The organism is Saccharothrix variisporea (genome assembly GCF_003634995.1).
Taxonomy (GTDB): Bacteria; Actinomycetota; Actinomycetes; order Mycobacteriales; family Pseudonocardiaceae; genus Actinosynnema; species Actinosynnema variisporeum.
In genome coordinates, this window is record NZ_RBXR01000001.1 from 6,998,204 (window position 1) to 7,024,669 (window position 26,466).

A 26,466-nucleotide genomic window follows, 5' to 3' on the forward strand; every position below is an offset into this window, starting at 1 on the left:
CCAGCCCAAAGGGGGTTGCGGGCACCGCAGGCGGTAGCGTTTGGGCCATGACCGGATGCCCGACCGCCTCACCCGGCCGACCCTTCGGCCGCGTGCTCACCGCCATGGTCACCCCGTTCGACGCCTCCGGGGCGCTGGACCTGGACAAGGCGCAGGAGCTGGCGAAACACCTGGTCGACCTGGGCAACGACGGTCTGGTCGTCAACGGCACCACGGGCGAGAGCCCGACCACCACCGAAGCCGAGAAGGCGGACCTGATCCGGGCCGTGGTGCAGGCCGTGGGCGACCGCGCCACCGTGGTCAGCGGCGCCGGCACCTACGACACCGCGCACAGCGTCCACCTGGCCCGCAACGCCGCCGACGCCGGTGCGCACGGCCTGCTGGTGGTCACCCCGTACTACTCGCGTCCCCCGCAGGCGGGCGTGGAAGCGCACTTCAAGGCGGTCGCGGACGCCACCGACCTGCCCGTGATGCTCTACGACATCCCGCCGCGCGCGGTCACGCCGATCGAGGTGGACACCCTCCTGCGCCTGGCCGAGCACCCGCGGATCCTGGCCGTCAAGGACGCCAAGGGCGACCTCCTGGCGGGCAGCAAGGTCATCGCGGCCACCGACCTGGCCTACTACTCCGGCGACGACCCGCTGAACCTGCCGTGGCTGTCGGTGGGCGCGGTCGGGTTCGTCAGCGTCGTCTCGCACATCGCGGCCGACCGCCTGCGCGCGATGCTCGACGCGTTCGAGTCCGGCGACGTGGTCCGCGCCCGTCAGATCCACCAGGAACTGCTGCCGCTGCTGCGGCCGTTCACCCGCATGCCCGGCGTCACCTACGCCAAGACCGCTCTGCGTCTGAAGGGCCTGGACGTGGGTAACCCACGTCTGCCCCTGGTACCCGCATCCACCGAGGACATCGAGGCCGTCTCCGCTGTCACGGCCGAACTGGGAGTCAACGCGTGATCAACCCGACGTCACCCCCGCCCGCCCTGCCCGACGGAGGTCTGCGCGTCGTCGCACTGGGCGGCATCGGCGAGGTCGGCCGCAACATGACCGTGTTCGAGCACGCCGGCCGACTGCTCATCGTGGACTGCGGCGTCCTGTTCCCCGAGGACGACCAGCCCGGCGTGGACCTGATCCTGCCGGACTTCCGCGCCATCGAGGACCGCCTGGAGGACATCGACGCCCTGGTCCTGACCCACGGTCACGAGGACCACATCGGCGCGGTGCCGTTCCTGCTCAAGCTGCGCCCGGACCTGCCGGTCGTGGGTTCGCGGTTCACCCTGGCCCTGCTGGCGGCCAAGTGCCGCGAGCACCGGCAGACGCCGCAGCTGGTGGAGATCACCGACGGCGAGCGCCGCACGTTCGGGCCGTTCGAGCTGGAGTTCTTCGCGGTCAACCACTCCATCCCGGACGCGGTCGCGGTCGCCATCCGCACGGCGGCGGGCCTGGTCCTGCACACCGGCGACATCAAGCTGGACCAGCTGCCGCTGGACGGCCGGCTGACCGACCTGGCCGGCTTCTCGCGGCTGGGCGACGAGGGCGTGGACCTGTTCCTGGTCGACTCCACCAACGCCGAGGTGCCCGGTTTCGTGGCGCCGGAGCGGGAGATCGGTCCGGTGCTGGAGAACGTCATCCGCAAGGCCCGCCAGCGCGTGATCGTGGCCTGCTTCGCCTCCCACGTGCACCGCGTGCAGCAGGTCCTGGACGTGGCCGTGCAGTACAACCGGCGGGTGGCGTTCGTGGGCCGGTCGATGGTCCGCAACATGGGCATCGCGGCCGAGCTGGGCTACCTGAACGTGCCGGACGGCTTGTTCGTGGACCTGCACGAGGCCATGGACATGCCCGAGGACCAGGTGCTGTTCGTGTCCACGGGCTCCCAGGGCGAACCGCTGTCGGCCCTGTCCCGCATGGCGCGCGGCGAGCACCGCCAGATCTCGATCAAGGCGGGCGACACCATCGTGCTGGCGTCGTCGCTGATCCCCGGCAACGAGAACGCCGTGTTCAACGTGGTGAACGGCCTGTCCCGGCTGGGTGCGACCGTCGTGCACCAGGGCAACGCGAAGGTGCACGTGTCCGGCCACTCGCCCGCGGGTGAGCTGCTGTTCCTGTACAACGCGGTCCGGCCGTCCAACGTCATGCCGGTGCACGGCGAGTGGCGCCACCTGCGCGCCAACGCGGCCCTGGCCGTGGCGACGGGCGTCTCCCCGGACAGCGTGGTGATCGCCGAGGACGGCGTGGTCGTGGACTTGGTGGACGGCAGCGCCGCCATCAGCGGTCGCGTCGAGGTCGGGCACGTCTACGTGGACGGCCTGTCCGTGGGCGACGTAGGCGAGTCCACCCTGTCGGACCGCTTGGTGCTGGGCGAGGGCGGCTTCATCGCGATCACCGTGGCCGTGGACTCCAACACCGGCCGCGCGGTGGCCCCGCCGACCGTGTCCGGACGCGGGTTCTCGGACGACCCGAAGGCGCTGGACCAGGCGATCTCGTTGGTGGAGATGGAACTCTCGCGCACGGAGGCGGAGGGCATCACCGACTCCCACCGCATCGCGCAGGCCGTGCGCCGGGTCGTCGGCCGCTGGGTCGCCGAGACCTACCGCCGCCGCCCGATGATCGTGCCGACGATCATCCCGGTGTAGGCAGGCACTCGACGACGGGAGCGGTGCGGCTGGTGGCCATCTGGACCACCGCCGCACCGCCCAGCAAGACGATGGCCCCCACCACCTGCACGGCCGACAAAGCCTCGCCCAGCACGATCCACGCCAGCACGGCCGCCACCAAGGGTTCCAGCAGCCCGACGACGCTCGCGGCCGACGACGGCAAGTGCTTCAGGGACACGATCCCCGCCAGGTAGGCCACCACGGTCGCCACCAAAGCCAGCGTCACCAACAACACCCACACCGGCCCCTGCTCGGTCTCCCGCCCCATCGGCAGCAGCCAAGGCGGGCTCACCACCGCCAGCACCACCGCGCCCACGAGCATCCCCGCCGCCAGCACCCCCAACGGGTCGTGCCGTCCGGCCGCCCGCTCACCCAGCAGGTAGTAAGCCGCCGTGCACACCGCCGAGCCCAGCCCGGCCAGCACGCCCACCAGGTCCAGCGAGACGCTCGACCACACCTCGCCGACCACGGCCAGCCCGACCAGCGCCACCGCGATCCCGGCCCACACCGCCGCCGCCAGCCGCACCCCGCGCACGAACCGGACCCACAACGCCACCAGGACCGGCGCGGTGAACTCCAGCAGCATCGCGATGCCGACCGGGATGCGCGCTGCCGACACGAAGAACAGCAGCGGTGCGCCGATCACCCCGAACACGCCGTACCCGACCACCAGACCCCACGACCCGCGCGGGAACGCCAGCGCCCGAGGCCGCAGCAGTGCCACGAAACCCACGAGCACCACGGCCGCGAGGCAGATGCGCGCACTGGTGACCTGCACCGGCGTCACCCCGACGCCCATCACAGGCTTGGCCAGCACCCCGGACGCGCCGAACGTCAGCGACGACAGCACGGCCAGGAGCAGACCCCGCGCGTTCACGCCGCCTCGGGTCGCCAGGGACTGCTGCCCGTCGTCGGCCGGGTCGGGTCGTGGAACTTCGGCAGGTCTGGTTCGTCGGCACGCAACGGCACGAGCCCGTGCGTGATCGACCGCATGATCCGCTCGTGCGCCCGCCGCGCGTCGCCGGGCCGGCCGTCCCGCAGGTCGGACAGGTCCACGGGCGCGCCGAAGTGCACCTTGAACGTCGGCCGCCGACGCAGCCCGCGCAGGTACGAGGTCAGGTAGGGCTTGAAGTCGTCCCAGCCGGAAACCCTTGTGTTGCCCCAATAAACGGCTTCGTGCGCACCCCACTGGCTGACCGGGATCACGGGCACCCCGCCGCTCAACGCCAGCCGTGCCGCGCCGGTCTTGCCGCGTTCCGGCCACAGCCCGGGGTCGAGGCTGATCTTGCCCTCCGGGTACACCGCGATCGGATCACCGCCGCGCCGCAACGCTTCCACCGTCCGGTGGTAGGCGTCGCCGACGGTGGCGGACGCCCGGTCCACCCGCAGGTGACCGGACGCCTTCAGGGCGGGCCCCATGATCGGGGCGTCGAGCAACCCGCCCGCCAGCAGGAACCGGGGGTGCACGCCGAGCGCGTGGCACGCCGCGATGAGCACGAACGGGTCGAGGTTGCCGATGTGGTTGGACGCGAGCAGCAGGGGACGGCCCTTGAGGTCCGCCGGGATGTCGCCGGTGACTTGCAGCCGTCCGCTGAGACCTACGAACCCGCGGTCCAAGGTCGTCAGCACGCGCCACAGCAGTGGTGTGGACACAGCGGGGAAGGCTACGGCGTGTCGAGGTGTGGCCGTAACCGATTCCGGGCAACTATGGACGACGAGCAGCGCACGTCACGTCTTGGCGTGACCGTTGGGGCACGTGGGACCGAAGCGACTAACGTGAGAAACCATGGCTGGCCGAACCGGAACGTCTCGTGGCAAGGGCACGCCCCGAAGAGGCGCGGCCAAGCCGCGGACGCGCACGTCCAAGGCCCGCCCGGCCGCCCGTAGGTCGGGGTCCCCCGGCACCGTCGGCAAGGCGTGGGGCCTGCTGGGACGTGGTGTCGGCGGCGTGGTGCGCGCGGTGGGGCGGGGTAAGGACCTCGATCCCGAGCACCGTCGGGACGGTCTCGGCCTGGTCCTGATCGCGCTGGCGGTGATCACCGGCGCGGGCGTGTGGTGGCAGGCCGGCGGTCCGGTCGGGCAGTGGGTGGACGTCGCCGTGCGCAGCTCGGTCGGCGCGCCCGCGCTGATCGTGCCCCTGGTGCTGCTCGCGGTCGGCGTCACGCTCATGCGCACCGACCCCAAGCCCGAGGCGCGGCCCCGCCTGGTGATCGGCGGCATCCTGGTCGCGGTCGGCTTCCTCGGCATGTTCCACCTCGTCGGCGGCCTGCCCAGCGACCCGGTCGAGCGGCGCGGCGCCGGTGGCGCCCTCGGTTACCTCGCCGGCGGGTTCCTGGCCCAGGGCCTCACGCCGTGGGTCGCCGGTCCGCTGCTGGTCCTGATCTTCTTCTACGGCGTGCTGGTCCTGGCGCACCTGCCGATCCGCGAGGTGCCCGCCAAGCTCGGCTCCCTGCTCGGTGGCCGCAAGACCGACGACCAGCTCGAAGGGTTCGGCAGGGAAGAGGAACAGCCGGAGGAGGAGCCCAAGCCGGTCCGGTTGCGCCGCCCGTCGCGCCGCCGCCAGGCCGCCGTCCCCGAGGACCAGCCCGAGCTGCCCCTGGACGCCGAGGCCGAGGAAGAGCCGCCGCCACCCCCTCCGCGCCCGACCCCGAAGCCCAAGCCCAAGGCGGAGCCGGAGAAGCCGCAGCCGACGATGGCCGTGCGCGCGGTCGAGGGCGACTACCAGCTCCCGCCGCCCACCATCCTCAAGGACGGCGACGCGCCCAAGGCCCGCAGCAAGGCCAACGACCAGATGATCGAGGCGATCACCGGCGTCCTCGACCAGTTCTCCATCGACGCGCAGGTCACCGGCTTCACCCGCGGCCCGACGGTGACCCGCTACGAGGTCGAGCTCGGTCCGGGCGTGAAGGTCGAGAAGATCACCGCGCTGACCAAGAACATCGCCTACGCCGTCGCCACCGACAACGTCCGCCTGCTCGCGCCCATCCCGGGCAAGTCCGCGGTGGGCATCGAGGTGCCCAACAGCGACCGGGAGATGGTGCGCCTGGGCGACGTGCTGCGCTCGCCGAGCACCGTCAAGGACAACCACCCGATGGTGATCGGGCTGGGCAAGGACATCGAGGGCCACTTCGTCACCGCGAACCTGACCAAGATGCCGCACCTGCTGGTCGCCGGCTCCACCGGTTCGGGCAAGTCGAGCTTCGTGAACTCGATGCTGGTGTCCCTGCTCGCGCGCGCCACGCCGGACGAGGTCCGGATGATCCTCATCGACCCGAAGATGGTCGAGCTGACGCCGTACGAGGGCATCCCGCACCTGATCACGCCCATCATCACCCAGCCGAAGAAGGCCGCCGCCGCGCTGGCCTGGCTGGTGGAGGAGATGGAGCAGCGCTACCAGGACATGCAGGTCAACCGGGTGCGCCACATCGACGACTTCAACCGCAAGGTGCGCTCCGGCGAGATCGCCGCGCCGCCGGGCAGCGAGCGCGTGTACCGGCCGTACCCGTACATCATGGCGATCGTCGACGAGCTGGCCGACCTGATGATGACCGCGCCCCGGGACGTCGAGGACGCCATCGTCCGGATCACGCAGAAGGCGCGTGCGGCGGGCATCCACCTGGTGCTGGCCACCCAGCGGCCGTCCGTGGACGTCGTCACCGGCCTGATCAAGACCAACGTGCCGTCGCGGCTGGCGTTCGCCACGTCGTCGCTGACCGACTCGCGGGTCATCCTCGACCAGCCGGGCGCGGAGAAGCTGATCGGCATGGGCGACGGGCTCTACCTGCCGATGGGCGCGTCGAAGCCGGTGCGCATCCAGGGCGCGTTCGTCGGCGACGAGGAGATCGCCGAGATCGTCAACTTCACCAAGCTGCAGGCGCAGCCGGAGTACACCGACGGCGTGACCGCCGCGAAGGCGGGGGAGAAGAAGGAGATCGACGCCGACATCGGCGACGACCTGGAGCTGCTGTTGCAGGCGGCGGAGCTGATCGTGACCTCGCAGTTCGGCTCGACGTCGATGCTCCAGCGCAAGCTGCGGGTGGGGTTCGCGAAGGCGGGCCGGCTGATGGACCTGCTGGAGACGCGGGGCGTGGTCGGCCCTTCGGAGGGCTCGAAGGCTCGGGAAGTCCTGATCAAGCCGGACGAGCTGGACTCGGTGGTGTACCTGATCAAGGGCGGGCCAGGCCCCGAGGAGGACTGACCCGCCGTCGTGTTCTCAGCTCGCGCCGTACTCGCGGACCGCCTTGTAGTACAGGTCCGCGGTCCGGTTGCACGCCCAGTTCCCGGCGCACTGGTGGTACAGGTCGGCCTTGAAGTTGTCGTCGATGCGCAGCCGGGTGGTCTCGTTGAACCGGGACTGCCGCTTGTAGTTGCGGTAGCCGAAGTCGTGCCGGTGGCAGGCGGGCAGGAACTTGAAGCCGAACGGGTTGTCCGGGGACCAGGAGCAGCCGTCGGAGGACCAGTCGAGCTGGTCGGCGTACGGGGCCTGGGCGCGGATCGAGCTGAACTGCGACAGCGTGCGGTTGAACAGGTAGTCGTCGGTGACGGCGGGCGCGTCGATCGCGGCTTGGGCGGTGCCGGTGCCCAGCAGCAGGGCGGCGACGGCGACCAGGGTGGAGAGCAGGGTTTTCACAGGTGTTCCCCCTCGTGAGGAAAGGCCGTGAAAACGTTCCTACTGGGTGCTGATCGACACGCGACAGCCCCGATGGGCTCACGCTCCCGCAACACCGGGTGAACGTTCGCCGCACCGGGCACTGCCGCACCCGCCGGACGTGCGAGCCGAACCCCTCCGTACCGGCTCGTGCGCCCCCGCGGGGGTGGGTCAGGGCTCGTCGCCCTGGTCCTCGAGGAACCGGCGGATCGTGGTCTCGTCCGGTATCTCGGTCTCGGTGTCGATGAGACGCTCGGCGATGGGCACGGGTTCCTCCGCCCAGGCGGGCTGGAAGTCGCCGCCGGGCAGCAGCCCGTGCCGCCGCGCGAACTCCTCGGCGGCCTCGCGGATCGACTCGCGCAGCGTCCCGACCACGACCGTCTCGGCGGTGTAGGTCAGCTCCACCAGCAGCGCCCGGACCCGGTCGAGTTGGTCGTCCTCGGCGGACCGCTCGTCCAGCTGCGGCCACAGCCGGCGCTCGAAGACCTCCACGAAGTCCGCGGCGATGCCGTCGGTGGCCCGGCGCAGCGCCGCGAACTGGTCCAGCACGTCCTCGGCCGGCACGGAGAGCCCGGCGAGCCGGTTCCCGGCCTCCAACGCCCACCGACGCGTGTGCGGCCACCCCCGCCGCCACCGCACGAGCCCGAGCTGGATCGCCCGCTTGAGCACGGCCGGCCGCACGTCCCCGGTCGGTACCAACCGACGCAGGTCCCGCACCCGGACCCGCACCCAGTCGTCCGGCCCCTCGGCGTCCCCCACGCCGAGCACCGCCGCGACGCTCGCACCTTCCTCCCGCGCCTTCACCAGCTCGGCGATCGCGGGCAACGAGAACCCCCGCGACTGGAGCCGCTGCACCAGCGTCAACCGCTCGATGTGGGAGTCGTCGTAGTAGGCGACCCGACCTTGGCGGCGCGGCGGGTGGAGCACGCCCTTGGTCTGGTACATGCGGATGGTGCTGCCCGGCAGCCCGACCCGGACCGCCAGCTCGTCCACGGTGAGCTGCACGTGGTCCATCCTCGACGGTGCGCGCTCAACGAGTCAACACTGTTCGAGTGAACACTAGAACAATCAGAGGTGCAGCAGCATCCGCGAGTTGCCGAGGGTGTTGGGCTTGACGTAGGAGAGGTCGAGGAACTCCGCGACACCCTCGTCGGCCGACCGCATGATCTCCTCGTAGACCTCGGGGGAGACGGGCGTGCCGTCGATCTCCACGAACCCGTGTTTGCTGAAGAACTCGGTCTCGAAGGTGAGCACGAACACCCGGGAGAGCTGGAGCTCCTTCGCGGTCTCGATCAACCGAGCCACCAGCCGGTGCCCGATCCCCCGCCCCAACGCCTCCGGCGCCACGGCGACAGTGCGGATCTCCGCAAGGTCCTCCCAGAGCACGTGCAACGCACCACAGCCGAGCAACCGCCCGCCTTCTTCGGCCACCCAGAACTCCTGGATGTCCTCGAACAGCGTGACCAGCGGTTTGCTCAACAACACCTTGCCCGCGTAGAGGTCGATGAGCGCCTTCATAGCCCGCACGTCACCGGTGCGCGCCCGGCGCACGTTGATCGGGTCGTTCACGCTGCCAAGGTAACTCGCGAACGCCCGATCTCGCCGCCCGGCGCACAAGTTGCTCCAGTCGCTCTGTCAGCGCACTCAGAGCTCGGTTTTTGCGGTTTACTTGCATGGATCGCGCTGTGGCTTCGCTTTGGGAGGTGTCCCGTGCTGCGCAGCTTCCGGATCGGCAACCACCGGTCGTTCCGCGACGAGCAGGAGCTGCTGCTCATGCCCGCGTACGCGAAGGACCGGCAGGTCGTCCCGGTCGCGGGCGTCTACGGCGCCAACGCTTCGGGCAAGTCGAACCTCCTCGACGGCCTCAAGTTCATGGCCGACGCGGTCCGGGACTCCTTCGGCAAGTGGCCCGCCGAGGGCGGAGTGCCCCGCCATCCGTTCCGCCTCGACCCCGGGGCTTCGGAACTGCCTTCTGTCTTCGTGGTCGAGCTGATGGACGAGGGTGTGCGTTACGTCTACGGCTTCGAGGTCGACGATGAGCGCGTGCTGTCGGAGTGGTTGTACAGCTACCCGGAAAAGCGGCGACGGGTGATCTTCGAGCGGGAACGGGACGAAGTGAAGTTCGGCTCGACGGTCGCCGAACTCAGAGGTGCCCTCGATGTCCTTGAGGGACTGCTGCGCCCGAATGCCCTGTTCCTCGGTCTGGCTGCCCAGACGAACCTGCGCCCGTTGTTGCCCGTGTACCGCTGGTTCGCCACGAAGGTGGTGTTCCGCTTGGCGGCCCCCGTCGTCGACGAAGCGGAGATCGTGCAATTGGTACTCGGTGACAAGAGCATGGCTGATCGCCTTACCGGCATGGTCAAGGTTGCCGATTTCGGGATCGAAGCGCTCACGATCGCCGTGGACGTGACGAGCCAACGGCTCTTCGAGATGGCCTCCCAGGAACCGCAGCCGGGCTCTGGAGTCGACCGCCCGGGGTGGCTTCACCGCGTAAAGCCGTCGGAGTTCCGCGTCGTTCTCTCCCACGGCGAGTCCGCGACGCTGTTCGAGCTCGCCGACGAGTCCGCGGGAACCAGGTCGTGGCTGGCCCTCCTGCCGTCCGTGCTGCGGCTGCTCGACGACGGTGGCGTGCTGGTGATCGACGAGATCGACGCCAGTCTCCACCCTCGCCTGACCGCTCAACTGGCGGCCCTGTTCCGGGACGAACGGGTCAACGCGAGTGGCGCGCAATTGATCTTCACCACTCACGACCCCAGCCTCCTCAGCCCTGCGCTCGGTGCTGATGTCCTGCGCCGCGACGAGGTGTGGTTCGTCGAGAAGCGGGCTGGTGGTGCGTCCGAACTCTACCCGCTGTCCGACTTCCACCCGCGGAAGGAAGGCGAGAACCTGGCTCGACGCTACCTCGGCGGCAGTTACGGCGCGGTGCCCAACTTGTTGGAGGACGATTTCGTCGAGGCGTTCGCGGGTCGTGGAGATGCCGATGCCACGCCGTGAACCGAGTAGTCGCCGGCGTGCGCCACACCGTCAAGCCGCGAACCGCATTCTCGTCGTGTGTTGCGGTAAGACCGAGAAGCAGTATTTCGACGGGCTGAAGCGCTCTTCGCACCTAACGGCACTTAAAGTCGTTTCGGTGGTGGGTTCGCCAGAACAGCTCGTGAACTACGCGGTGGGTGTCCGGGAGCGGGCCGAGGACGGGTTCGACCAGGTCTGGTGTGTCGTGGACGTCGACGAGTTCGACGTGCCGAAGGCATCACCGCCGCAAACCGGACCGCGGTGTCCCTGGCCGTCTCCGATCCGTGCTTCGAACTGTGGCTCCTCCTGCACTTTCGCGACCACACCGCGCACATCGACGGTGCCAAGGCGGCGAAGGCGCTGCTGACCAGGCACATCGTCGGCTACGACAAGAAGGTCGACTTCGACGTGTTCGCCGTGAACGTCGACAGCGCGATCACTCGTGCCAAGGTGCTCGGACCGGAGAACCCGTCGACCGGGGTGTGGCGGCTGGTCGAAGCGGCACTTGGGCGCTGACGTCCGGCGTTCACACCCGGGGCGGCTACCCTGAGCACCGTGTCTTCCCCCACCACGGCCAAGCGCGTCGCCATGCTGACCCTCGGGTGCGCCCGCAACGAAGTCGACTCCGAGGAGCTCGCCGGCCGGCTCACCGCCGGCGGGTGGGAGCTGACCGACGGTGACGACGCCGACGTGGTCGTGGTCAACACGTGCGGCTTCGTCGAGTCCGCCAAGAAGGACTCCGTCGACACGCTCCTCGCCGCCGCCGACAGCGGGGCCAAGGTGGTCGCGGTCGGGTGCATGGCCGAGCGGTACGGGGCCGAGTTGGCCGAGAGCCTGCCCGAGGCGCAGGCCGTCCTCGGGTTCGACCACTACGACAAGCTCGCCGAGCGCCTGGACGACGTGCTCGAGGGCAAGACGATCGAGTCCCACAAGCCCGTCGACCGGCGCACCCTCCTCCCGCTCACGCCCGTCCAGCGCCCCAAGGCCGCCGAGGACGTGCAGGTCCCCGGCCACGGGTGGGGCCCGCGCGTCCTGCGCACCCGCCTGGAGGACACCCCGGTCGCCCCGCTGAAGATCGCCTCGGGCTGCGACCGCCGCTGCTCGTTCTGCGCCATCCCGAGCTTCCGGGGCGCGTTCGTGTCCCGGCACCCGGACGAGATCGTCGCCGAGGCGCGGTGGCTGGCCGAGCAGGGTGTCCGCGAGGTCTTCCTGGTCAGCGAGAACTCCACCTCCTACGCCAAGGACCTGCCGCGCGACCTGGGCGGCCTGGAGAACCTGCTGGAGCGGCTCGCGCGCGAAGTCGACCGGGTCCGCGTCTCCTACCTCCAGCCCGCCGAGACCAAGCCGAGCCTCGTCAAGGCCATCGCGACCACCCCGAACGTCGCCCAGTACTTCGACATGTCCTTCCAGCACTCCAGCGAGTCCGTGCTGCGCCGGATGCGCCGGTTCGGGTCCACCGAGTCGTTCCTGGGCCTCGTCGAGCAGATCCGCGCGCTCGCCCCGCAGGCGGGCATCCGGTCCAACGTCATCGTCGGCTTCCCCGGCGAGACCGAGGAGGACGTGGCCGAGCTGGAGCGGTTCCTCACCGCGGCCCGCCTGGACGCCGTGGGTGTGTTCGGCTACTCCGACGAGGACGGCACCGAGGCCGAGACCCTCGACGGCAAGCTCGACGCCGACACCATCGCCGAGCGGGTCGCCCGGATCTCCAACCTGGTCGAGGAGTTGACCGCCCAGCGCGCCGAGGACCGCGTGGGCGAGGAGGTCGTCGTCCTGGTCGAGACCGAGGAGGACGACGAGAACGACTGCGTCGGCCGGGCCGCCCACCAGGCGCCCGAGGTCGACGGCGAGTGCGTGATCACCAACGCCGAGGACCTGAAGGTCGGTGACCTGGTGCGCTGCCGCGTCGACGCCGCCGAGGGCGTGGACCTGGTGGTCACCGCGATCGAGGTGCTCCCCAGGTGACAGAACCCGCGCGCGTGCCGGTGCTGAACATCGCCAACGTGCTGACGATGTCCCGGCTGGTGCTCGTGCCGGTGTTCCTCTACCTGCTGTTCGCCGAGGGCGGCCACTCCTACTGGTGGCGCCTTTCGGCCTTCGGCGTCTTCGTCGTCGCCTCGGTCACCGACCACGTGGACGGCAACCTCGCCCGCAAGCACGGCCTGATCACCGACTTCGGCAAGATCGCCGACCCGATCGCGGACAAGGCGCTCACCGGCGCGGCCCTGGTCGGCCTGAGCCTGCTGGGCGAGCTGCCGTGGTGGATCACGCTCGTCATCGCGGTGCGCGAGCTGGGCGTGACGCTGCTGCGGTTCTGGGTGATCCGCCACGGCGTGATCCCGGCCAGCCGGGGCGGCAAGGCCAAGACCCTGGTCCAGATCGTCGCCATCGGCCTGTACCTGCTGTCGCTGCCGGCCAACCTGGAGCCCGTCGCGGTGGTCACGATGTACGCGGCGGTCGCGCTGACCGTCGTGACCGGCGCGGACTACGTGGTGCGCGCGGTCCGGCTGCGCGCCCGCGGGAAGAGGGCGGTGGCCGGGGCGTGAGCGCCGTGGACGTCGTCAACGCGCTCAAGGCGCGCGGGGAGACGGTGGCGACCGCCGAGTCGCTGACCGCCGGGCTGGTCACCGCCGAGATCACCACCGTGCCGGGTGCGAGCGCCGTGCTGCGCGGCGGGCTGGTGGTCTACGCGACCGACCTGAAGGCCTCGCTCGCGGGCGTGGACGCCGCCCTGCTGGCCGCGCACGGGGCCGTGCACCCCGAGGTGGCCCGGCAGCTCGCCGAGGGCGCCCGGACGCGGTGCGGCGCGACGTGGGGCCTCGGACTGACCGGGGTGGCCGGACCGGACCCCCAGGACGGGGTCGACGCGGGCACGGTCCACATCGGTTTGTCCGGTCCGTCCGGTTCGGCGGTCGAAACCATCACTGTCGGTGGTGATCGTCACGAAGTCCGGTCCGCTTCCGTGATCGCCGCCCTCGATCTTCTCCTGGACCACCTGAAGATCACCGAAGGGTGACCTGAGCAGGGCAATCCGCGTCACACCGCGGTCGCCACGCGGGAACAAGGCACCCGGTTCGATCGTTCGCTTGTGGCGGACGTGCACCGAAGTCACTGCCCGTCGACGGGACGGGTCGGTAACGTGGTGGCACGGCCGGCCGGAAGGAGGCGCGCGATGACCGTGCTGCTACGCGAGGCGATCGGTGATCGGCTCCGCCATGCCCGCACCACCCAACGCCGCACGCTGCGCGAGGTCTCCAGGACCGCCCGCGTCAGCCTGGGGTACCTGTCCGAGGTGGAGCGTGGCCGCAAGGAGGCGTCCAGCGAGCTGCTGGCCGCCATCTGCGAGGCGTTGGACCTGCCCCTCTACGAACTGCTGCACCTCGTCGCGTCGGACATCGGCGCGGTGACGCAGCCGGTGTCCACGCCCGCGGAGCTGGCCGAGCGGACCGAGCGTCCGACCGCGCCGAGCCTCGAGGGCGGCACGCTGGTGCCCACCGTCGTCGGGAACGACCTGTCCGATCTGCGCATCCAGCCGATGCTCACGCACCGGTTGGCCACGTCGATCGAGCCGCGCGGCGCCGTGGTGGCCGCGTAGGTCGAGCACTGCTCGTCGAAGCCGAGTCGGACCGACCGACTCGGCTTCGTCGCATGCGCGGGCTCGACCCCACCGCGCGCAGCTCGGCGCGGCGGGCTGGGCGCGGCGAGCTTGGGGGCGGACTTGGGGGCGGGTTCGGCGCGGTGGGCTGGGCGCGGTGGGCTTGGCGGGGCCGGTCACCGCGACAGCACCGGGGCGCGGTCGCGCGGTGGGGCGCGGTCCGGGCCAGGAGCGCGCCGGCGCTGCGCTGGAGCATGGGTTTCGTCACACTGCAACGAGTTGGCAACCCCGCGCGGGGTCAGTGCGTCCACCCGGGCACCAGAACGGCAGGATGACCACGTCGACCGAAGTTTCAGGGGTGACTCAGGGTGAACCCGGATATCTCCCCAGGTCGGTGGAAGCGGCACGGCACAACTGACACGATGGAACCAACACCGGCACCGGGTCGTTGCCAGTCACGAGCGCGAGCCAGGGAAGTGCGGAGAAGGCAGGCGTAGGAGATGGCCAACCCTTTCGTGAAGGCGTGGAAGTACTTCATGGCGGCGTTCTCGTCCAAGATCGACGAGCACGCCGACCCGAAGGTGCAGATCCAGCAGGCCATCGAGGAGGCGCAGCGGCAGCACCAGGCCCTGTCGCAGCAGGCTGCCGCCGTGATCGGCAACCAGCGCCAGCTGGAGATGAAGCTCAACCGGCAGCTCGGTGAGGTGGAGAAGCTCCAGGCGTCCGCGCGCCAGGCGCTGGTCCTCGCCGACGAGGCGCGGGCCAAGGGCGACGAGCAGCGGGCGCAGGAGTTCGAGAACGCGGCCCAGTCGTTCGCGACCCAGCTCGTGACCGCCGAGCAGAGCATCGAGGACCTCAAGACGCTGCACGACCAGTCGCTGCAGGCCGCCCAGCAGGCCAAGAGCGCGGTCGAGCGCAACGCGATGGTGCTGCAGCAGAAGCTCGCCGAGCGCACCAAGCTGCTCTCGCAGCTGGAGCAGGCGAAGATGCAGGAGCAGGTGTCCCACTCGCTGCGCCAGATGACCGAGCTGGCCGCGCCGAGCAACACGCCGTCGCTGGACGAGATCCGCGACAAGATCGAGAAGCGCTACACCACGGCCCTCGGGTCGGCGGAGCTGGCGCAGAACTCGGTGCAGGGCCGGATGCTGGAGGTCCAGCAGTCGACCACGCAGCTGGCGGGCTCGTCCCGGCTGGAGCAGATCCGGGCGTCCATGCGCGGCGGGCAGGTCGCCGGCGAGGTGACCAGCGGCCAGTCGCAGAGCGCGGCGGCGAGCATCCAGCAGGAGATCGCGCAGCGCGTCCAGCAGGCCCAGAGCACCCCGCAGAACGCGCCGCAGCAGAACCCGCCCGCGAGCCAGGGCTGAGTGGTGGGGTCCGCGATGGAGCACCCCGCGCGGAAGGCCGCGGGCGAGATCGCCCAGTTCGTCGGCGCCCAGCTGCAAGGTCAACTCGCGGACCAGGTGAAGCGCCGGGTCGCGGCGTGGAACGACCCCCGCGCGAAGCTCGACCGGCGCTACCGCCGGTCGAGCCGCGCGCTGACGTTCTGGCTGATCGTGCTGACGCTCCTGACCGCGGTCGGTGCCCTGGCGCTGGTGGTCGGGATGCACGCGGCCGTGGTCATCATGGCGGGCGGTGGCGTGGCGGCGACGGGTGTGCTGGCGCTGCGCACGCACGGCAAGATGCGGTCGATCGACGCGGCGCGGCAGCAGTTGGCGGTCGCCCCGGTGCGGTCGCCGTTGCCGGCCCGGTCGTCGGCGGCCCGTGCGCCGATGGAGCGGCTGGAGGAAGCCGAGGACACCCTGCGCGAGCTGCTGTTCCAGCTCGACTCGGCCGCGCTGACGTCCGTGCCGACCGAGTCGGTGGTGCAGGCGCGGGCGACCGGGGCGGAGGCGGCGTCGGCCCTGCGCGCGGTGTCGCACCAGTTGCAGGCGGTCGAACGGGCTCGGGACACCGCGCCGCCGCTGGACCGCGCTCCGCTGGTGGAGGGCGTGCGGCGGCTGCGGGTGCAGTTGGACGAGGGCGTCGACGGCTACTGCGGGCTGGTGGCGGCGGCGGGGCGGGTGCTGGCGGAGAGCACGGCGTCCAACCCGCGGCAGGTGCTGGGCGAGGCGACCGACCACCTGGCGGGCCTGGCCTCGGCGTTGCGCGACCTGTCCCGCTGGGCTTGAGCTATCGAGCAGCCCGCAGGAACCAGTCGAGCTCGGCCGCCACACTTTCCGGTGCGTCCCAACCGTTGATCAGCGCCAACAGCGTCAAGTAGCGCTCGCGGCGCGGGTCGTTCGCGGCCTCCAGGTACTCGAGGTCGACGGCACCGATCTCCGCGACCACCGCCGCCGCTTCCGGTGACGTCGGGTCGAGGTCGAGGCGCGCCCGGTCGCGCACGACCGCTACCGCGTCGGGCCGCAGGTCGCCCTGGCGGGCCGCCAGACGGGCCAGGAGGGCGCGGAAGTCCGGGTCGCGGGTCAACGCCGCCAACTCGACCCACGCCGCCACCTGGGCCGGTTGCGGGTCCTCGGGCAGCTCGGGGGTGAGGGTCCGCGCGGGGCCCTCCGTGCCGGGGCGGTCGGCGAACACCGCCGTCAGGAAGTCCTCGACCAGCAGGCGGCGGGCGTCGGCGGACAGCAGGGCCAGGTCGTGCACCACGTCGATCTCCTCGGGGTTCGAGCACAGCCAACCGAGCACCGCCCGGCGCAGCGCCAGCACGCGCAGGTGGGCGTCGAGCGCCTCAGCGTGCGCCGCGGCGACCTCGGCGACGGTCGTCTCCCGCTCCAGGACGCGGCGGACGGTCGCCAGGTCGACGTCCAGTGCGCGCAACGTCCGGACCAGCGCGAGGCGGGCCGCGGCGGCGGGGTCGAAGCGGCGTTGGCCGGTGGCTGTGCGGTGGGTCGGCGGCACGATCCCCCGATCGGCGTAGAAGCGGACGGCCTTGACCGTCAGACCGGTCCGTCGCGCCAGGTCACCGATGGTGAGGGAGGTGTCGCCGCTCATGTCGTCCACCCTGGCTCCTCCCCCTGGTGGAGGGTCAAGATCCGGCTGCGCCAGGATGGGGCCATCCGCAGGAACCGACGTTGGATCACGTTGCGTAGTCGAGTTGGGCTGAAGTCGCACCAGGCCTGGTATCTCTTGCTGCAATCGTGTGATTATCAGACTGTTATCTGGCCCTGCCCACTACATGGCGTGGCAGGATTCGTCGGTCGGACAACGGCGTTCGGCCTGGTCGCCGGGGAGGGCATTGAGTGGCGTTGTGGACCGTGCACGGCGATGGGCGCACCACCGACGGTGACGCCATCGCACCCGAGGAGCGGCTGAGCTGGCCGCTCACCATCGGCTTCGGTGCCCAGCACCTGACCGCGATGACCGGTGCCACGATCCTCGTCCCCTCCCTCACCGGTCTGCCCGTCAGCACCACCCTGCTCTTCTCCGGCGTCGGCACGCTGCTGTTCCTGCTCATCACCCGCAACCGGGTCCCCAGCTACCTCGGCGCGTCCTTCGCGTTCATCGCGCCCCTGGAGGCGGCCCGCAGCGAGGGCGTCGCGGCCCAGCTCGGCGGGGTCGTCGCGGCCGGGTTGCTGGTGATCATCCTGGGTGTGGCGGTCAAGGCGCTGGGCGTGCGGCTGCTGGAGTCCGTGATGCCGCCGGTGGTGACCGGGGCCGTGGTCCTGCTCATCGGGCTGAACCTCTCGCACCGCGCCACCGACTCGTTCTCCGAGCAGCCGCTGCCGGCCGTGGTGACGCTGGGCATCATCCTGCTGTGCGGGGTGCTGGGCCGGCGGCTGTTCTTCCGGTTCTCCGTGCTGCTCGGCGTGGTGGTCGGGTGGGTGCTGGGCCTCGTGCTCGGCGTGGTGAACACTGACGCCGTGGGCCGCGCCGCGTGGCTCGGGCTACCGGACTTCCACGCGCCCGAGCTGCGCCCGTCCGTGACCCTGCTGGTGCTGCCGGTGGTGATCGTGCTGGTCGCGGAGAGCGTCGGGCACGTCAAGGCGATCGGCGGCCTGACCGGGCGCAACCTCGACGGCAGCGTCGGCGACTCGATCATCGCCAACGGCCTGTCCACGACCCTGGCGGGCTTCGGCGGCGGCACGGGCACCACCACGTACTCGGAGAACATCGGCGTCATGGGCGTGACGAAGGTGTACTCCACCGCCGCCTACGCCGTGACCGGCGTGATCGCGATGGCGCTGGCGTTCTCCCCGAAGGCGACGGCGGCGTTGGCCACCATCCCGGTGGGCGTGGTCGGCGGGGCCACGCTCGTGCTGCTGGGCCTGATCAGCCTGGTCGGCGTGCGGATCTGGATGGACAACCGGGTCGACCTGACCAACCCCGGCAACGCCCTGGTCGGCGGCGCGGCCCTGGTCGCGGGCGTGGGCGACCTGACCCTCAAGCTCGGCGACCTGGAACTGGGCGGCCTGGTGTGGGGGTCGCTGCTCGTGGTGATCCTGCACCCGATCATGCGCTGGCTGCGCGCCGCCCGCCCGTCCCAGCCCTGACCTACCACGACGCGAGGTGCTGCTCCTCGTAGGCGAAGTGCGCGTCCAGCCGTTCCAGCAACCCGTCGGTGACGCCGGTGCGCTCGATCTCGGCGATCGTCCCGGCGATGGCGCGGTGCTCGTCCCGCAGCCGGGCGATGACCGGGACCAGGGCGGGGAACTGGGCTTCGAACGCGCCGAATGCCCGGTCTTCGTTGGTGTGGTGCTCGCGCAGGTGCCCGCAGAAGGTCAGGCAGTGGCTCATCAGGTCGCGCCCGGGGTCGGTGCGCAGGGCCACGAGCTCGGCGCGCAGCTCGGCGTGGTGCCGCTTGAGCTGCGCGCCCAGCGCCTTGAGCCGCTCGGGGTCGAGCAGCAGGTCGCGGATCGGGTCGGTCATCGGGTCCCCCAGTAGGCTCAGGTGAGAAGGCTTTGCTTTGCAGACAAAGCCTCTTTGACATCAAAGCTAAAGGGGTGGGTGCGAGGTGTCAACGACCGACGACGCGATCCGGGCGTTGCTGCTGCTCATGCCGCGCCTGGTCGGGCGGGCCAAACGCATCCCGGTGCCCGAAGAGCTGCAGTCGCTCGCGCTGGCCCCGCGGCACCTGTCGCTGCTGTCCTATCTGCTGTTCGACGGGCCGATGACGGTCAACGAACTCGCCGAGCGCCTGGAGGTCGCCCCGACCACCGTGAGCCTGATGGTGGCCGAACTGAGCCGTAAGGACGTCCTCGAACGCCGTGAGGACGACCAGGACCGCCGTAGGCGCATCGTGAGCATCACCGACCGCATGCGTCCCGCCATCGACGCATGGCTCGCCAAGGGCGCGAAGGCGTGGCGGGCCGCGCTCGACCCGCTGACCCCGGCCGAGCGGACGGCGTTCGTCGCCACCCTGAAGGCCTACGAGCAGGCCCTAGACGAGTGACTTCACGATCCGCCGGACCATGCCCGGACCCTCGTAGATGAACCCCGTGTAGACCTGCACCAGGCTCGCCCCGGCGTCCAGCATGGCCTTGGCGTCGTCCGGGCCGAAGATCCCGCCCACGCCGATGACCGGCAGCTTCCCGTCGGTCTCCCGGCTGACGAACCGCACCACCTCGCGTGCCCGCACGGCCAGCGGTCGTCCGCTCAGCCCGCCCGCCTCGGCTGCCTTGGCCTGGTCGGCCGGTGCGAGGCCGTCCCTCGACAGGGTGGTGTTGGTGGCGATCAGCCCGGCCACGCCGTGCGCCGCGCACACCTCCAGCACCTCGGCGATCGCCTGGTCGGTCAGGTCCGGCGCGATCTTGACCAGCAGCGGCTTGCGCCGGCCCGACCCGGCCAGCTCGCCGGACGTCTCGTCCAGCGCCGACAGCAGTTCGGTGAGCGCGCCCCGGTCCTGGAGGCTGCGCAGGCCCGGCGTGTTGGGGGAGCTGATGTTGACCGCGAAGTAGTCGCCGTGCCGGTACAGGGCGCGCAGCGACGCCCGGTAGTCCTCGACGGCCTCCTCGACCGGTGTCACCTTCGACTTGCCCAGGCTGATGCCCAGGGGCACCGACAGCGGGCCGAGGCGGTCCAGGCGGTTGGCCAGCTCCAGCGCGCCGTCGTTGTTGAAGCCCATCCGGTTGATGATCGCCTCGCTGTCGCGCAGGCGGAACAGGCGCGGCTTCGGGTTGCCCGGCTGCGGGTGGCGGGTCACCGTGCCGACCTCGACGAACCCGAACCCCAGCGCGCCCCACGCGGGCAGCGCGCGGCCGTTCTTGTCCAGGCCCGCCGCCAGGCCGACCGGGTTGGGGAACCGCACGCCGAACACCGTGCGCTCGGCGGCGGGCTTGCGGCGGACCTTCGCGGCCACCGGGCTGACGAGGCTCAACGCCCGCAGGGTGGTCTCGTGGATGCGCTCCGCGTCCCCGCCGTGCATCCGGAACAGGACGTTGCGCACCACGCTCTTGTAGACCACGGCCGCAACTCTAAGCGATCGGCCCAGGTTGGCAGCTCGGGCACCAGTACGTCGGCCGCTCCTGCACGCCGTCGCCCTGGTCGGCCAAGCGGATCTTCGTGCCGCACCGGAAGCACGGCCGACCCGCTCGTCCGTACACCCAGGACTCCTTGCCGCGACCCACGAACCCGGTGGTGTTGCGGAAGGGCGTCTTCGCGTTGGCCAGCAACAACTTCCGGCTCAGCTGCACGGCCTTCACAGGGTCCACTCCGGACACCTTCGTCCACGGCGAGGCCCCGATCAGGAAGCACACCTCGCACTTGTAGACGTTGCCGACACCGGCCATGATCCGCTGGTCCAGCAGCGCCTGGCCGATCTCCTGGTCCGGCTGCGCCGTGAGGCGTCTCACGGCCTCCGCCTCGGCCTCCGGGGTCCACTCGCCGAGCAGGTCCGGCCCGAGGTGGCCGACGAGTCCGTCCTCCTGGTCGGTGGGCACCAGGTCCAGGTCGTGCAGGTTGAACCCGACCGCGACCCGGTCCGGGACCTCCAGCAGCACGCGCGCCTGGAACCCGGGCCGCTTCCACCGCTCGCCGGGCCGGTAGAGGTGCCAGGAGCCGTCCATGCGCAGGTGGCTGCGGAGCGTGAGGTCACCGGAGAACCGGGTCAGGATGTGCTTGCCGACCGTGGCGACCTCGCGGACGTCCCGCCCGGCGAGGTCCACGGTGGACAGTCGGGGGTGGCGGAGGTCGGCGCGCAGCAGCGTCTTCCCGGCCAGCGCTTCGTTGAGCCGCCGGCCGGTCAGGAAGACCGTGTCACCCTCGGGCACCGGAGTCGAGCGCCACCTTCAAGCCGAAACCGACCAGCACCGACGCCGTCAGCCGCTCGGTCCACCGCCGCACGCGCGGCCGGGTCAGCACGACGGCGGCCCGTCCCGCGAGCCACACGACACCGAGCTGCCAGACCTGCCCGAGCCCGACGTGCACGCCCACCAGCAGTGCCGCCCACCCCGTGGTGTCACCGGTCGTCGGCAGGAACTGCGGCAGCAGGGACAGGTAGAACACCCCGATCTTGGGATTGAGCAGGTTCGTGGTGAACCCGACCCGCAGTGCTTGACCGGGCGTGACCTTCGGGCTGTCCACCGGCTCGACGGCCCTGCGCCCGCGCCACGACTTCCACAGCGCCGACCCGCCCAACCACAGCAGGTAGGCCGCGCCCGCGTACCGCACGACGTCGTAGGCCAGCCGGGACGCCACCAGCAGCGCGGTCAGCCCTGCGACGCTCGCCGCACCCCACACCAGGCAGCCCAGGGTGGTGCCGAACCCACCGACGATCCCCGCCTTGCGCCCACCGCCGAGCACCATGCGCAGCAGCATCATGGTGTCCAGGCCCGGCGTGATGGTCAGCAGCAGCGCGGCGACCGTGAACGCCAGCAGCGCGGTGGTGCTCACGCCTCCACCGCCTCCTGGATCTCCTCGTCGTCGAAGTCCGCGTGCACCGGACGGCGGCGGCTGCGGCTGATCCGCAGTATGCGCGCGAGCAGCAGGTTGAACGCCAACGCCACCTCACGCGCGCCGGGCGTGCCCCACTCGTGGATCGGCATGCACGCGCCCTGCGCCTGCTGCACCGCCAGCCGGTCCGGCAACGCCACCGGCATCACCAGGGGACCGAAGATGTCGCGCAGCTCGTCGATGCGGAACTGGTGCTCGTGCGAGCGCGGCCGGACCCGGTTCACCACGACGCCCAGCGGCTGGAGGCCCGGGTTCTGCGCGCGCTCGGCCTGCACCGCCTCGAACGCCCGCTGCACGCCCGCCACGGCGAACATCGTCGGCTCGGTCACCAGCAGCGCCCGGTCCGCCGCCACCAGCGCCGACCGGGTCAGCTGGCCCAGCGACGGCGGGCAATCCAGCAGGACCAGCTGGTAGGGCTCGTCCGCGTCCTCCTCGGCCAGCACCCGCAGCGCCTCGCGCAGCCGGCCCAGGCGGGACTCGCCCGGGTCGGGGTGGTTGAGCAGCTCGGCGTCCTCGGACCCCGAGAGCACGTCCACGCCGTCACCCCAGGCGCTGGGCGAGATCGCCGCGCGCAGCTTGTCCGCCGTGGGTTCCTGGAGGACGTCGTAGATGCTGGCGTCGGTGTCGTCGGGCTCCAGCGTCGAGGTGGCGTTGCACTGCGGGTCCAGGTCGATGACCAGCGTCCGGACTCCGCGCCGCAGCGCGGCCGACGCGAGACCCAAAGCGACCGTCGTCTTGCCCACGCCACCCTTGAGGCTGAGCACCGCCACCGTATGCACGGGGTGCAGCCTACGGTCTCTACGCTCTACGTCCATGCGACCGGACGCCGTACACAGGGTGCTCGACACCGAGCTGGCCGCCGCACGGGACCGCCGCGGCGGCGAACCGCCCAGGGTGCTCGACGTGGGCGGCGGCAGCGGCGTGTGGGCCGTGCCACTGGCCGTGGCGGGCTGCCTGGTCACGGTGGTCGAGCCGAGCCCCAACGCTCTGGCGACCCTGGACCGCCGCGCGTCCGAGGCGGGCGTCCGCGACCGCATCACCGCAGTTCAGGGCGACACCGACGCCCTCGACGCGGACGCGTCGGCGGACCTGGTCCTGGGCCACGGCCTGCTGGAGGTCGTGGACGACGCCCACACCGCCCTGACGGCCCTGGCCGCCGCGGCCGCCCCCGGTGCGGCCGTGTCGATCCTGGCCGCCAACCGCTACGCCGCGGTCCTGCACCGGGCCATCGCGGGCCGGCTCGTGGACGCGCGCAGGCTGCTGGACGACGAAGCCGGCCAGTTGGCCGGGTCCCGCGAGCCCGTCCAGCGGCGCTTCGACGTGGCCGCGCTGGAGGCGCTGGTGGTGGACGCGGGCCTGAAGGTGGAGCTGCTCCAGGGCCACGGCGTGGTGTCGGACCTGGTGCCGGGCTCGGTCCTGGAGGCCAACCCGGGCGCGGCCGACGCGCTGGCCGAGCTGGAGCTGGCCGCCGCCACCCGCCCGCCCCTGCGGGACGTGGCCGCCCGCCTGCACGTGCTGGCCCGCAAGCCCGCCTGACCTGCGACTGGACGCATCCGCCCGCCCAGGGCGCCGGGATTGCCGTAGAAACGCGGGAGGCAACCGCCGCCTACCCGCGAGGAGCCCGCAGTGGGAGACCCGCACTTAGCCGAGGCCGTCTGATGGCCGACACCGCTCCGGACCTCGACGACGCGGTCCGCAAAGCCGTCGCGGGCGACCGCATGGCCACCGCCTGGCTCCTCGGCGCCATCCGCCCGTTGGTCGTGCGCTACTGCCGTGCGCGCGTGGGCCGTCACGAACGCTCTTATGCCTCTGCCGACGATGTGGCACAAGAGGTGTGCGTGGCTGTCCTCACGGCGCTACCGACGTACAAGGACCACGGCCGTCCCTTCTTGGCGTTCGTCTACGGCATCGCCGCGCACAAGGTCGCCGACGCTCACCGCGCGTCCCTGCGCAACCGCGCCGACCCGGTCGCCGAGCTGCCCGACGCCCCCGCCGAAGAGGACGGCCCGGAGCAGTCCGCGCTGCGCCGCGAACTCGCCCACCACGTCGCCGAGCTGCTGAAAGTCCTCCCGGAGAAGCAGCAGGAGATCTTGTTGCTGCGTGTCGTGGTCGGGCTGTCGGCCGAGCAGACGGCGGCGGTGGTCGACTCGTCGCCCGGCGCGGTCCGGGTCGCCCAGCACCGGGCCCTGTCCCGGCTGCGCAAGGAAGTCGAGTCGGTCCGCTTCAGTGCCGCCACCGGGTGACCCGGGCGACCTCCTCCGGCGACGCGTCGGCGAACCGGGCGACCTCACCCCGCCGCACGTCGGCGATCGTCGCCGCGAACTCCGCCCCGAACGCCTCCACCAGCACCTCGTCCGCCTCGAACGCCCGCACCGCCTCCTCCAGCGACGTCGGCAGCCGCGGCACGCCGGGCACGTGCACCGGGTCCACGTCGACCGGGTCCGGCAGCCGCAGCCGGTCCACGATCCCGGCCAGGCCCGCCGCCAGCGTCGCCCCGACCACCAGGTACGGGTTGGCCGACAGGTCGTAGGACTTGACCTCCAGGTCCCGCCCCTCGACCACGCGCAGCGCCGCCTCCCGGTTCTCCACGCCCCACGCCGCGAACGCGCCCGCCCAGTGCGAGGGCACCAGCCGCAGGTAGCTGGCCACCGACGGGCTGCCCACCGCGCACAGCCCCGGCAGGTGCCGCAGGACGCCCGCGGCGAACGAGTCCGCGTCCTCCGAACCGGCCAGGTTCCGGCCGTCCCTCCAGAGGCTGACGTGCAGGTGACCTCCGTTGCCGACGCCGTCTGCGACCACCTTCGGCGAGAAGGACGCCCGCAAGCCGTGCCGCACGCTGATCGCCCGGACGGTCTCCTTGACCAGCACCGCCGTGTCCGCCGCGTGCACCGGGTCCTCGGGCGCGGTGGACAGCTCGAACTGCCCCGGCGCGTACTCGGGGTGGAACTGGAGCACGTCCACGTCCTGCTCGACCAGCGCCGCGACCAGGTCCGCGCAGTAGTCCGACAGCTCGACCTGCCGGGCGTGCCCGTAGGCGGGGGCCGTCGTGGCGGGCACGAAGTCGTCCGTGCCCGGCTGGCCGACCACCCACTCGACCTCGAACCCGGCCCGCACGTCGTAGCCGTGGACGGCCAGCCGGTCGGTCATGGCCCGCGCGAAACCCCGCTCGTCCTGGGGGTGCGGGACGCCCCGCTGGTCGTGGCGGTCCGCCGGTGCCCACGCCCAGCCGGGCTGGCCCGCCAGCACCGTGATCCGGTCCAGGTCCGGGAACAGGCGCAGGTCGCCGACCGGTCCGCCCGCGTGCCGGCCCGCGACGATCGAGTCGTCCAGCAGGAACGCGTCGAACACCGGGGAGGCGCCCACGCCGTGCGCGGCGGCGTCGGGGAGCTTGCGCAGCGGGACGGACTTCACGCGGGTGATGCCGCTGTGGTCGACCCAGGTGATCGCGACCAGGATGACGTCCCGGTCGGCGAGGTCGTCCAGCAGGCTGGTGGCCCGGTCGTACCGGCGTTGCCGTTCCGCGGTGTCCATGAGGTGCGTGGTTACACCAGGTCACTACTCTTCAACAAGTGGAGCCGCTGCTGCCTTACGTGGTCGAGCAGAACCTTGTGGACCACCACTGTCACGGGGTGCTACGGGAGGACCTCGACCGCACGGGGTTCGAGGAGTTGCTGACCGAGGCTGACCAGGTGAGCCCGTGGGGCACATCGCTGTTCGACTCCGCCGTGGGGCTGGCTGTGCGCCGCTGGTGCGCCCCGTTGCTCGACTTGCCGTCCAACGCGCCCGCGGACGAGTACATGGCGCGGCGGTTGTCTCTGGGGGCGGCGGAGGTGAACCGGGCGTTCCTGGTCGCGTCGGGGATCTCGGTGTTCCTGGTGGACGGCGGTCTGTGGCCGGAACGGTTGACCGGACCGTCGGTGTTCACCGGATCGCGTGAACTCCCGGTGCTGCGGTTGGAGCGGTTGGCCGAGGAGGTCATCGCCGGCGGTCCGACTACCTTCCCGGACGCGGTTCGTTCGGCGCTGGAACGCACGCCGGCCGTCGCCGCGAAGTCGATCGCCGCCTACCGGGTCGGCTTGGACCTCGCGCCCGAACGGCCGTCCGACGCCGAGGTCGTGGCCGCCTGCGAGCGCTGGGCCGGGCAGGGGCGGTGCGCGGACGAGGTGCTGTCCCGGTTCCTGGTGTGGGAGGCGCTGGACCGCGGGCTGCCGGTGCAGTTCCACGTCGGCTACGGCGACCGGGACGTCACCCTGCACCGTGCCGACCCGTCCCTGCTCACGCCGCTGCTGCGGGCCACCGAACCGCTCGGTGTGCCGATCATGCTGCTGCACAACTACCCGTTCCACCGCACGGCTGGGTACTTGGCGCAGGTGTTCACGCACGTGTTCGTGGACATCGGGCTGGCCACGCACAACGTCGGCCACCAGGCCACGCGTGTGTTGGGTGAGGCGCTGGAGATCGTGCCTTACGGCAAGTTCCTGTTCTCCACCGACGCGTTCGCGCTGCCGGAGCTGTACTACCTGGGCGCTCTCTTCTTCCGGCGCGCGTTGTCGGACTTCCTGCTGGCCGCCCTTCGACGGCATGCTTTCGCGGAGACCGACGCCGTGCGCATTGCTCACCTGATCGGGTGGGAAAACGCGCACCGGGCCTACCGTTTGGACTAGACTGTCGAACAAGCGT

General features: G+C 71.3%; 28 protein-coding genes and 1 pseudogene. 17 read left to right on the forward strand and 12 right to left on the reverse strand.

Going from position 1 to position 26,466, the window contains the following annotated elements; translation table 11 throughout:
• Positions 1-47: 47 nt before the first annotated feature.
• Both dapA and DFJ66_RS31985 read left to right on the forward strand, forming a co-directional pair.
• Positions 48-953: a 4-hydroxy-tetrahydrodipicolinate synthase gene (gene dapA, locus DFJ66_RS31980; protein ID WP_121226726.1), complete on the forward strand. Its 906-nt coding sequence runs from the start codon at positions 48-50 to the stop codon at positions 951-953.
• Entirely contained in the window at positions 950-2,629 is a 1,680-nt protein-coding gene (locus tag DFJ66_RS31985) for a ribonuclease J (RefSeq protein WP_121226728.1), read from the forward strand. Before dapA ends, DFJ66_RS31985 begins: the two co-directional genes overlap by 4 nt.
• Here DFJ66_RS31985 and DFJ66_RS31990 read toward each other — a convergent pair.
• Positions 2,616-3,527: an EamA family transporter gene (locus DFJ66_RS31990; RefSeq protein ID WP_246029983.1), complete on the reverse strand. Its 912-nt coding sequence runs from the start codon at positions 3,525-3,527 to the stop codon at positions 2,616-2,618. The genes DFJ66_RS31985 and DFJ66_RS31990 overlap by 14 nt on opposite strands.
• Entirely contained in the window at positions 3,524-4,303 is a 780-nt protein-coding gene (locus tag DFJ66_RS31995; RefSeq protein WP_121226730.1) for a lysophospholipid acyltransferase family protein, read from the reverse strand. The genes DFJ66_RS31990 and DFJ66_RS31995 overlap by 4 nt, the downstream gene beginning before the upstream one ends.
• Before the next feature lie 133 nt (positions 4,304-4,436).
• Between DFJ66_RS31995 and DFJ66_RS32000 the strand changes: the two genes are divergently transcribed.
• Positions 4,437-6,848, forward strand: a complete 2,412-nt coding sequence (locus tag DFJ66_RS32000) for a DNA translocase FtsK (protein ID WP_121226732.1) — start codon at positions 4,437-4,439, stop codon at positions 6,846-6,848.
• Between the two features lie 15 nt (positions 6,849-6,863).
• Here DFJ66_RS32000 and DFJ66_RS32005 read toward each other — a convergent pair whose 3' ends face one another.
• From DFJ66_RS32005 to DFJ66_RS32015, 3 genes are all read right to left on the reverse strand, one after another.
• Complete coding sequence (locus DFJ66_RS32005; RefSeq protein WP_121232040.1) at positions 6,864-7,271, reverse strand: phospholipase; 408 nt, start codon at positions 7,269-7,271, stop codon at positions 6,864-6,866.
• 198 nt (positions 7,272-7,469) lie between these two features.
• Entirely contained in the window at positions 7,470-8,312 is an 843-nt protein-coding gene (locus DFJ66_RS32010; protein WP_121226734.1) for a MerR family transcriptional regulator, read from the reverse strand.
• 54 nt (positions 8,313-8,366) lie between these two features.
• On the reverse strand, positions 8,367-8,867 hold the full coding sequence (locus tag DFJ66_RS32015; RefSeq protein ID WP_121226736.1) for an amino-acid N-acetyltransferase: 501 nt from the start codon (positions 8,865-8,867) through the stop codon (positions 8,367-8,369).
• 141 nt (positions 8,868-9,008) lie between these two features.
• Between DFJ66_RS32015 and DFJ66_RS32020 the strand changes: the two genes are divergently transcribed.
• From DFJ66_RS32020 to pspM, 9 genes and pseudogenes are all read left to right on the forward strand, one after another.
• Positions 9,009-10,292: an AAA family ATPase gene (locus tag DFJ66_RS32020; RefSeq protein WP_121226738.1), complete on the forward strand. Its 1,284-nt coding sequence runs from the start codon at positions 9,009-9,011 to the stop codon at positions 10,290-10,292.
• Positions 10,279-10,524: pseudogene (locus tag DFJ66_RS45505) on the forward strand (RloB family protein); the annotation flags it as partial. The gene DFJ66_RS32020 and the pseudogene DFJ66_RS45505, both read left to right, overlap by 14 nt.
• On the forward strand, positions 10,509-10,826 hold the full coding sequence (locus tag DFJ66_RS45155; protein WP_281276656.1) for an RloB family protein: 318 nt from the start codon (positions 10,509-10,511) through the stop codon (positions 10,824-10,826). The pseudogene DFJ66_RS45505 and the gene DFJ66_RS45155, both read left to right, overlap by 16 nt.
• Before the next feature lie 72 nt (positions 10,827-10,898).
• Complete coding sequence (gene rimO / locus DFJ66_RS32035; protein WP_121226744.1) at positions 10,899-12,272, forward strand: 30S ribosomal protein S12 methylthiotransferase RimO; 1,374 nt, start codon at positions 10,899-10,901, stop codon at positions 12,270-12,272.
• Complete coding sequence (gene pgsA, locus DFJ66_RS32040) at positions 12,269-12,853, forward strand: CDP-diacylglycerol--glycerol-3-phosphate 3-phosphatidyltransferase (RefSeq protein ID WP_121226746.1); 585 nt, start codon at positions 12,269-12,271, stop codon at positions 12,851-12,853. The genes rimO and pgsA overlap by 4 nt, the downstream gene beginning before the upstream one ends.
• On the forward strand, positions 12,850-13,323 hold the full coding sequence (locus DFJ66_RS32045; protein WP_121226748.1) for a CinA family protein: 474 nt from the start codon (positions 12,850-12,852) through the stop codon (positions 13,321-13,323). Before pgsA ends, DFJ66_RS32045 begins: the two co-directional genes overlap by 4 nt.
• A gap of 156 nt (positions 13,324-13,479) precedes the next feature.
• The gene (locus tag DFJ66_RS32050; protein WP_121226750.1) at positions 13,480-13,902 is read left to right on the forward strand and encodes a helix-turn-helix domain-containing protein; all 423 of its coding nucleotides are present in this window, start codon (positions 13,480-13,482) and stop codon (positions 13,900-13,902) included.
• 500 nt (positions 13,903-14,402) lie between these two features.
• Positions 14,403-15,266, forward strand: coding sequence for a PspA/IM30 family protein (locus tag DFJ66_RS32055; protein ID WP_121226752.1), 864 nt, complete (start codon positions 14,403-14,405; stop codon positions 15,264-15,266).
• A gap of 15 nt (positions 15,267-15,281) precedes the next feature.
• On the forward strand, positions 15,282-16,070 hold the full coding sequence (pspM, locus tag DFJ66_RS32060; RefSeq protein WP_121232042.1) for a phage shock envelope stress response protein PspM: 789 nt from the start codon (positions 15,282-15,284) through the stop codon (positions 16,068-16,070).
• A gap of 1 nt (position 16,071) precedes the next feature.
• Here pspM and DFJ66_RS32065 read toward each other — a convergent pair whose 3' ends face one another.
• A complete protein-coding gene (locus DFJ66_RS32065) occupies positions 16,072-16,890 on the reverse strand; it encodes a MerR family transcriptional regulator (RefSeq protein ID WP_121232044.1) in 819 nt (272 codons plus the stop codon).
• Between the two features lie 248 nt (positions 16,891-17,138).
• Here DFJ66_RS32065 and DFJ66_RS32070 point away from each other — a divergent pair, with 248 nt between their 5' ends.
• Positions 17,139-18,389, forward strand: a complete 1,251-nt coding sequence (locus DFJ66_RS32070) for a uracil-xanthine permease family protein (RefSeq protein ID WP_121226754.1) — start codon at positions 17,139-17,141, stop codon at positions 18,387-18,389.
• A 1-nt stretch (position 18,390) separates the two neighbouring features.
• Here DFJ66_RS32070 and DFJ66_RS32075 read toward each other — a convergent pair whose 3' ends face one another.
• Positions 18,391-18,765, reverse strand: coding sequence for a hemerythrin domain-containing protein (locus DFJ66_RS32075; RefSeq protein ID WP_121226756.1), 375 nt, complete (start codon positions 18,763-18,765; stop codon positions 18,391-18,393).
• Positions 18,766-18,892: 127 nt separating this feature from the next.
• Here DFJ66_RS32075 and DFJ66_RS32080 point away from each other — a divergent pair, with 127 nt between their 5' ends.
• The gene (locus DFJ66_RS32080; RefSeq protein WP_121232046.1) at positions 18,893-19,288 is read left to right on the forward strand and encodes a MarR family winged helix-turn-helix transcriptional regulator; all 396 of its coding nucleotides are present in this window, start codon (positions 18,893-18,895) and stop codon (positions 19,286-19,288) included.
• On the opposite strand, the gene DFJ66_RS32085 is transcribed toward DFJ66_RS32080, so the two are convergent.
• From DFJ66_RS32085 to DFJ66_RS32100, 4 genes are read right to left on the reverse strand one after another with little or no spacing between them, the layout of a single operon-like run.
• On the reverse strand, positions 19,277-20,299 hold the full coding sequence (locus DFJ66_RS32085; RefSeq protein ID WP_121226758.1) for a quinone-dependent dihydroorotate dehydrogenase: 1,023 nt from the start codon (positions 20,297-20,299) through the stop codon (positions 19,277-19,279). The two genes, DFJ66_RS32080 and DFJ66_RS32085, sit on opposite strands and share 12 nt — an antisense overlap.
• A 10-nt stretch (positions 20,300-20,309) precedes the next feature.
• The gene (locus tag DFJ66_RS32090) at positions 20,310-21,104 is read right to left on the reverse strand and encodes an Fpg/Nei family DNA glycosylase (protein WP_121226761.1); all 795 of its coding nucleotides are present in this window, start codon (positions 21,102-21,104) and stop codon (positions 20,310-20,312) included.
• Positions 21,091-21,726 (reverse strand): LysE family translocator, encoded by a 636-nt coding sequence (locus tag DFJ66_RS32095; RefSeq protein ID WP_121226763.1) that lies wholly within the window; start codon positions 21,724-21,726, stop codon positions 21,091-21,093. The genes DFJ66_RS32090 and DFJ66_RS32095 overlap by 14 nt, the downstream gene beginning before the upstream one ends.
• Entirely contained in the window at positions 21,723-22,565 is an 843-nt protein-coding gene (locus DFJ66_RS32100; protein ID WP_170199782.1) for a ParA family protein, read from the reverse strand. Before DFJ66_RS32100 ends, DFJ66_RS32095 begins: the two co-directional genes overlap by 4 nt.
• A 34-nt stretch (positions 22,566-22,599) precedes the next feature.
• Here DFJ66_RS32100 and DFJ66_RS32105 point away from each other — a divergent pair, with 34 nt between their 5' ends.
• Together DFJ66_RS32105 and DFJ66_RS32110 are read left to right on the forward strand one after the other, a co-directional pair.
• The gene (locus tag DFJ66_RS32105) at positions 22,600-23,322 is read left to right on the forward strand and encodes a class I SAM-dependent methyltransferase (RefSeq protein ID WP_121226767.1); all 723 of its coding nucleotides are present in this window, start codon (positions 22,600-22,602) and stop codon (positions 23,320-23,322) included.
• 38 nt (positions 23,323-23,360) lie between these two features.
• Positions 23,361-24,029, forward strand: coding sequence for a sigma-70 family RNA polymerase sigma factor (locus DFJ66_RS32110; RefSeq protein ID WP_397556344.1), 669 nt, complete (start codon positions 23,361-23,363; stop codon positions 24,027-24,029).
• Here the strand turns inward: DFJ66_RS32110 and DFJ66_RS32115 are convergent.
• On the reverse strand, positions 24,010-25,317 hold the full coding sequence (locus DFJ66_RS32115; protein WP_121226771.1) for a glutamine synthetase family protein: 1,308 nt from the start codon (positions 25,315-25,317) through the stop codon (positions 24,010-24,012). The genes DFJ66_RS32110 and DFJ66_RS32115 overlap by 20 nt on opposite strands.
• Positions 25,318-25,355: 38 nt before the next feature.
• Between DFJ66_RS32115 and DFJ66_RS32120 the strand changes: the two genes are divergently transcribed.
• The gene (locus tag DFJ66_RS32120; protein ID WP_121226773.1) at positions 25,356-26,450 is read left to right on the forward strand and encodes an amidohydrolase family protein; all 1,095 of its coding nucleotides are present in this window, start codon (positions 25,356-25,358) and stop codon (positions 26,448-26,450) included.
• The last annotated feature ends 16 nt before the right edge of the window (positions 26,451-26,466 follow it).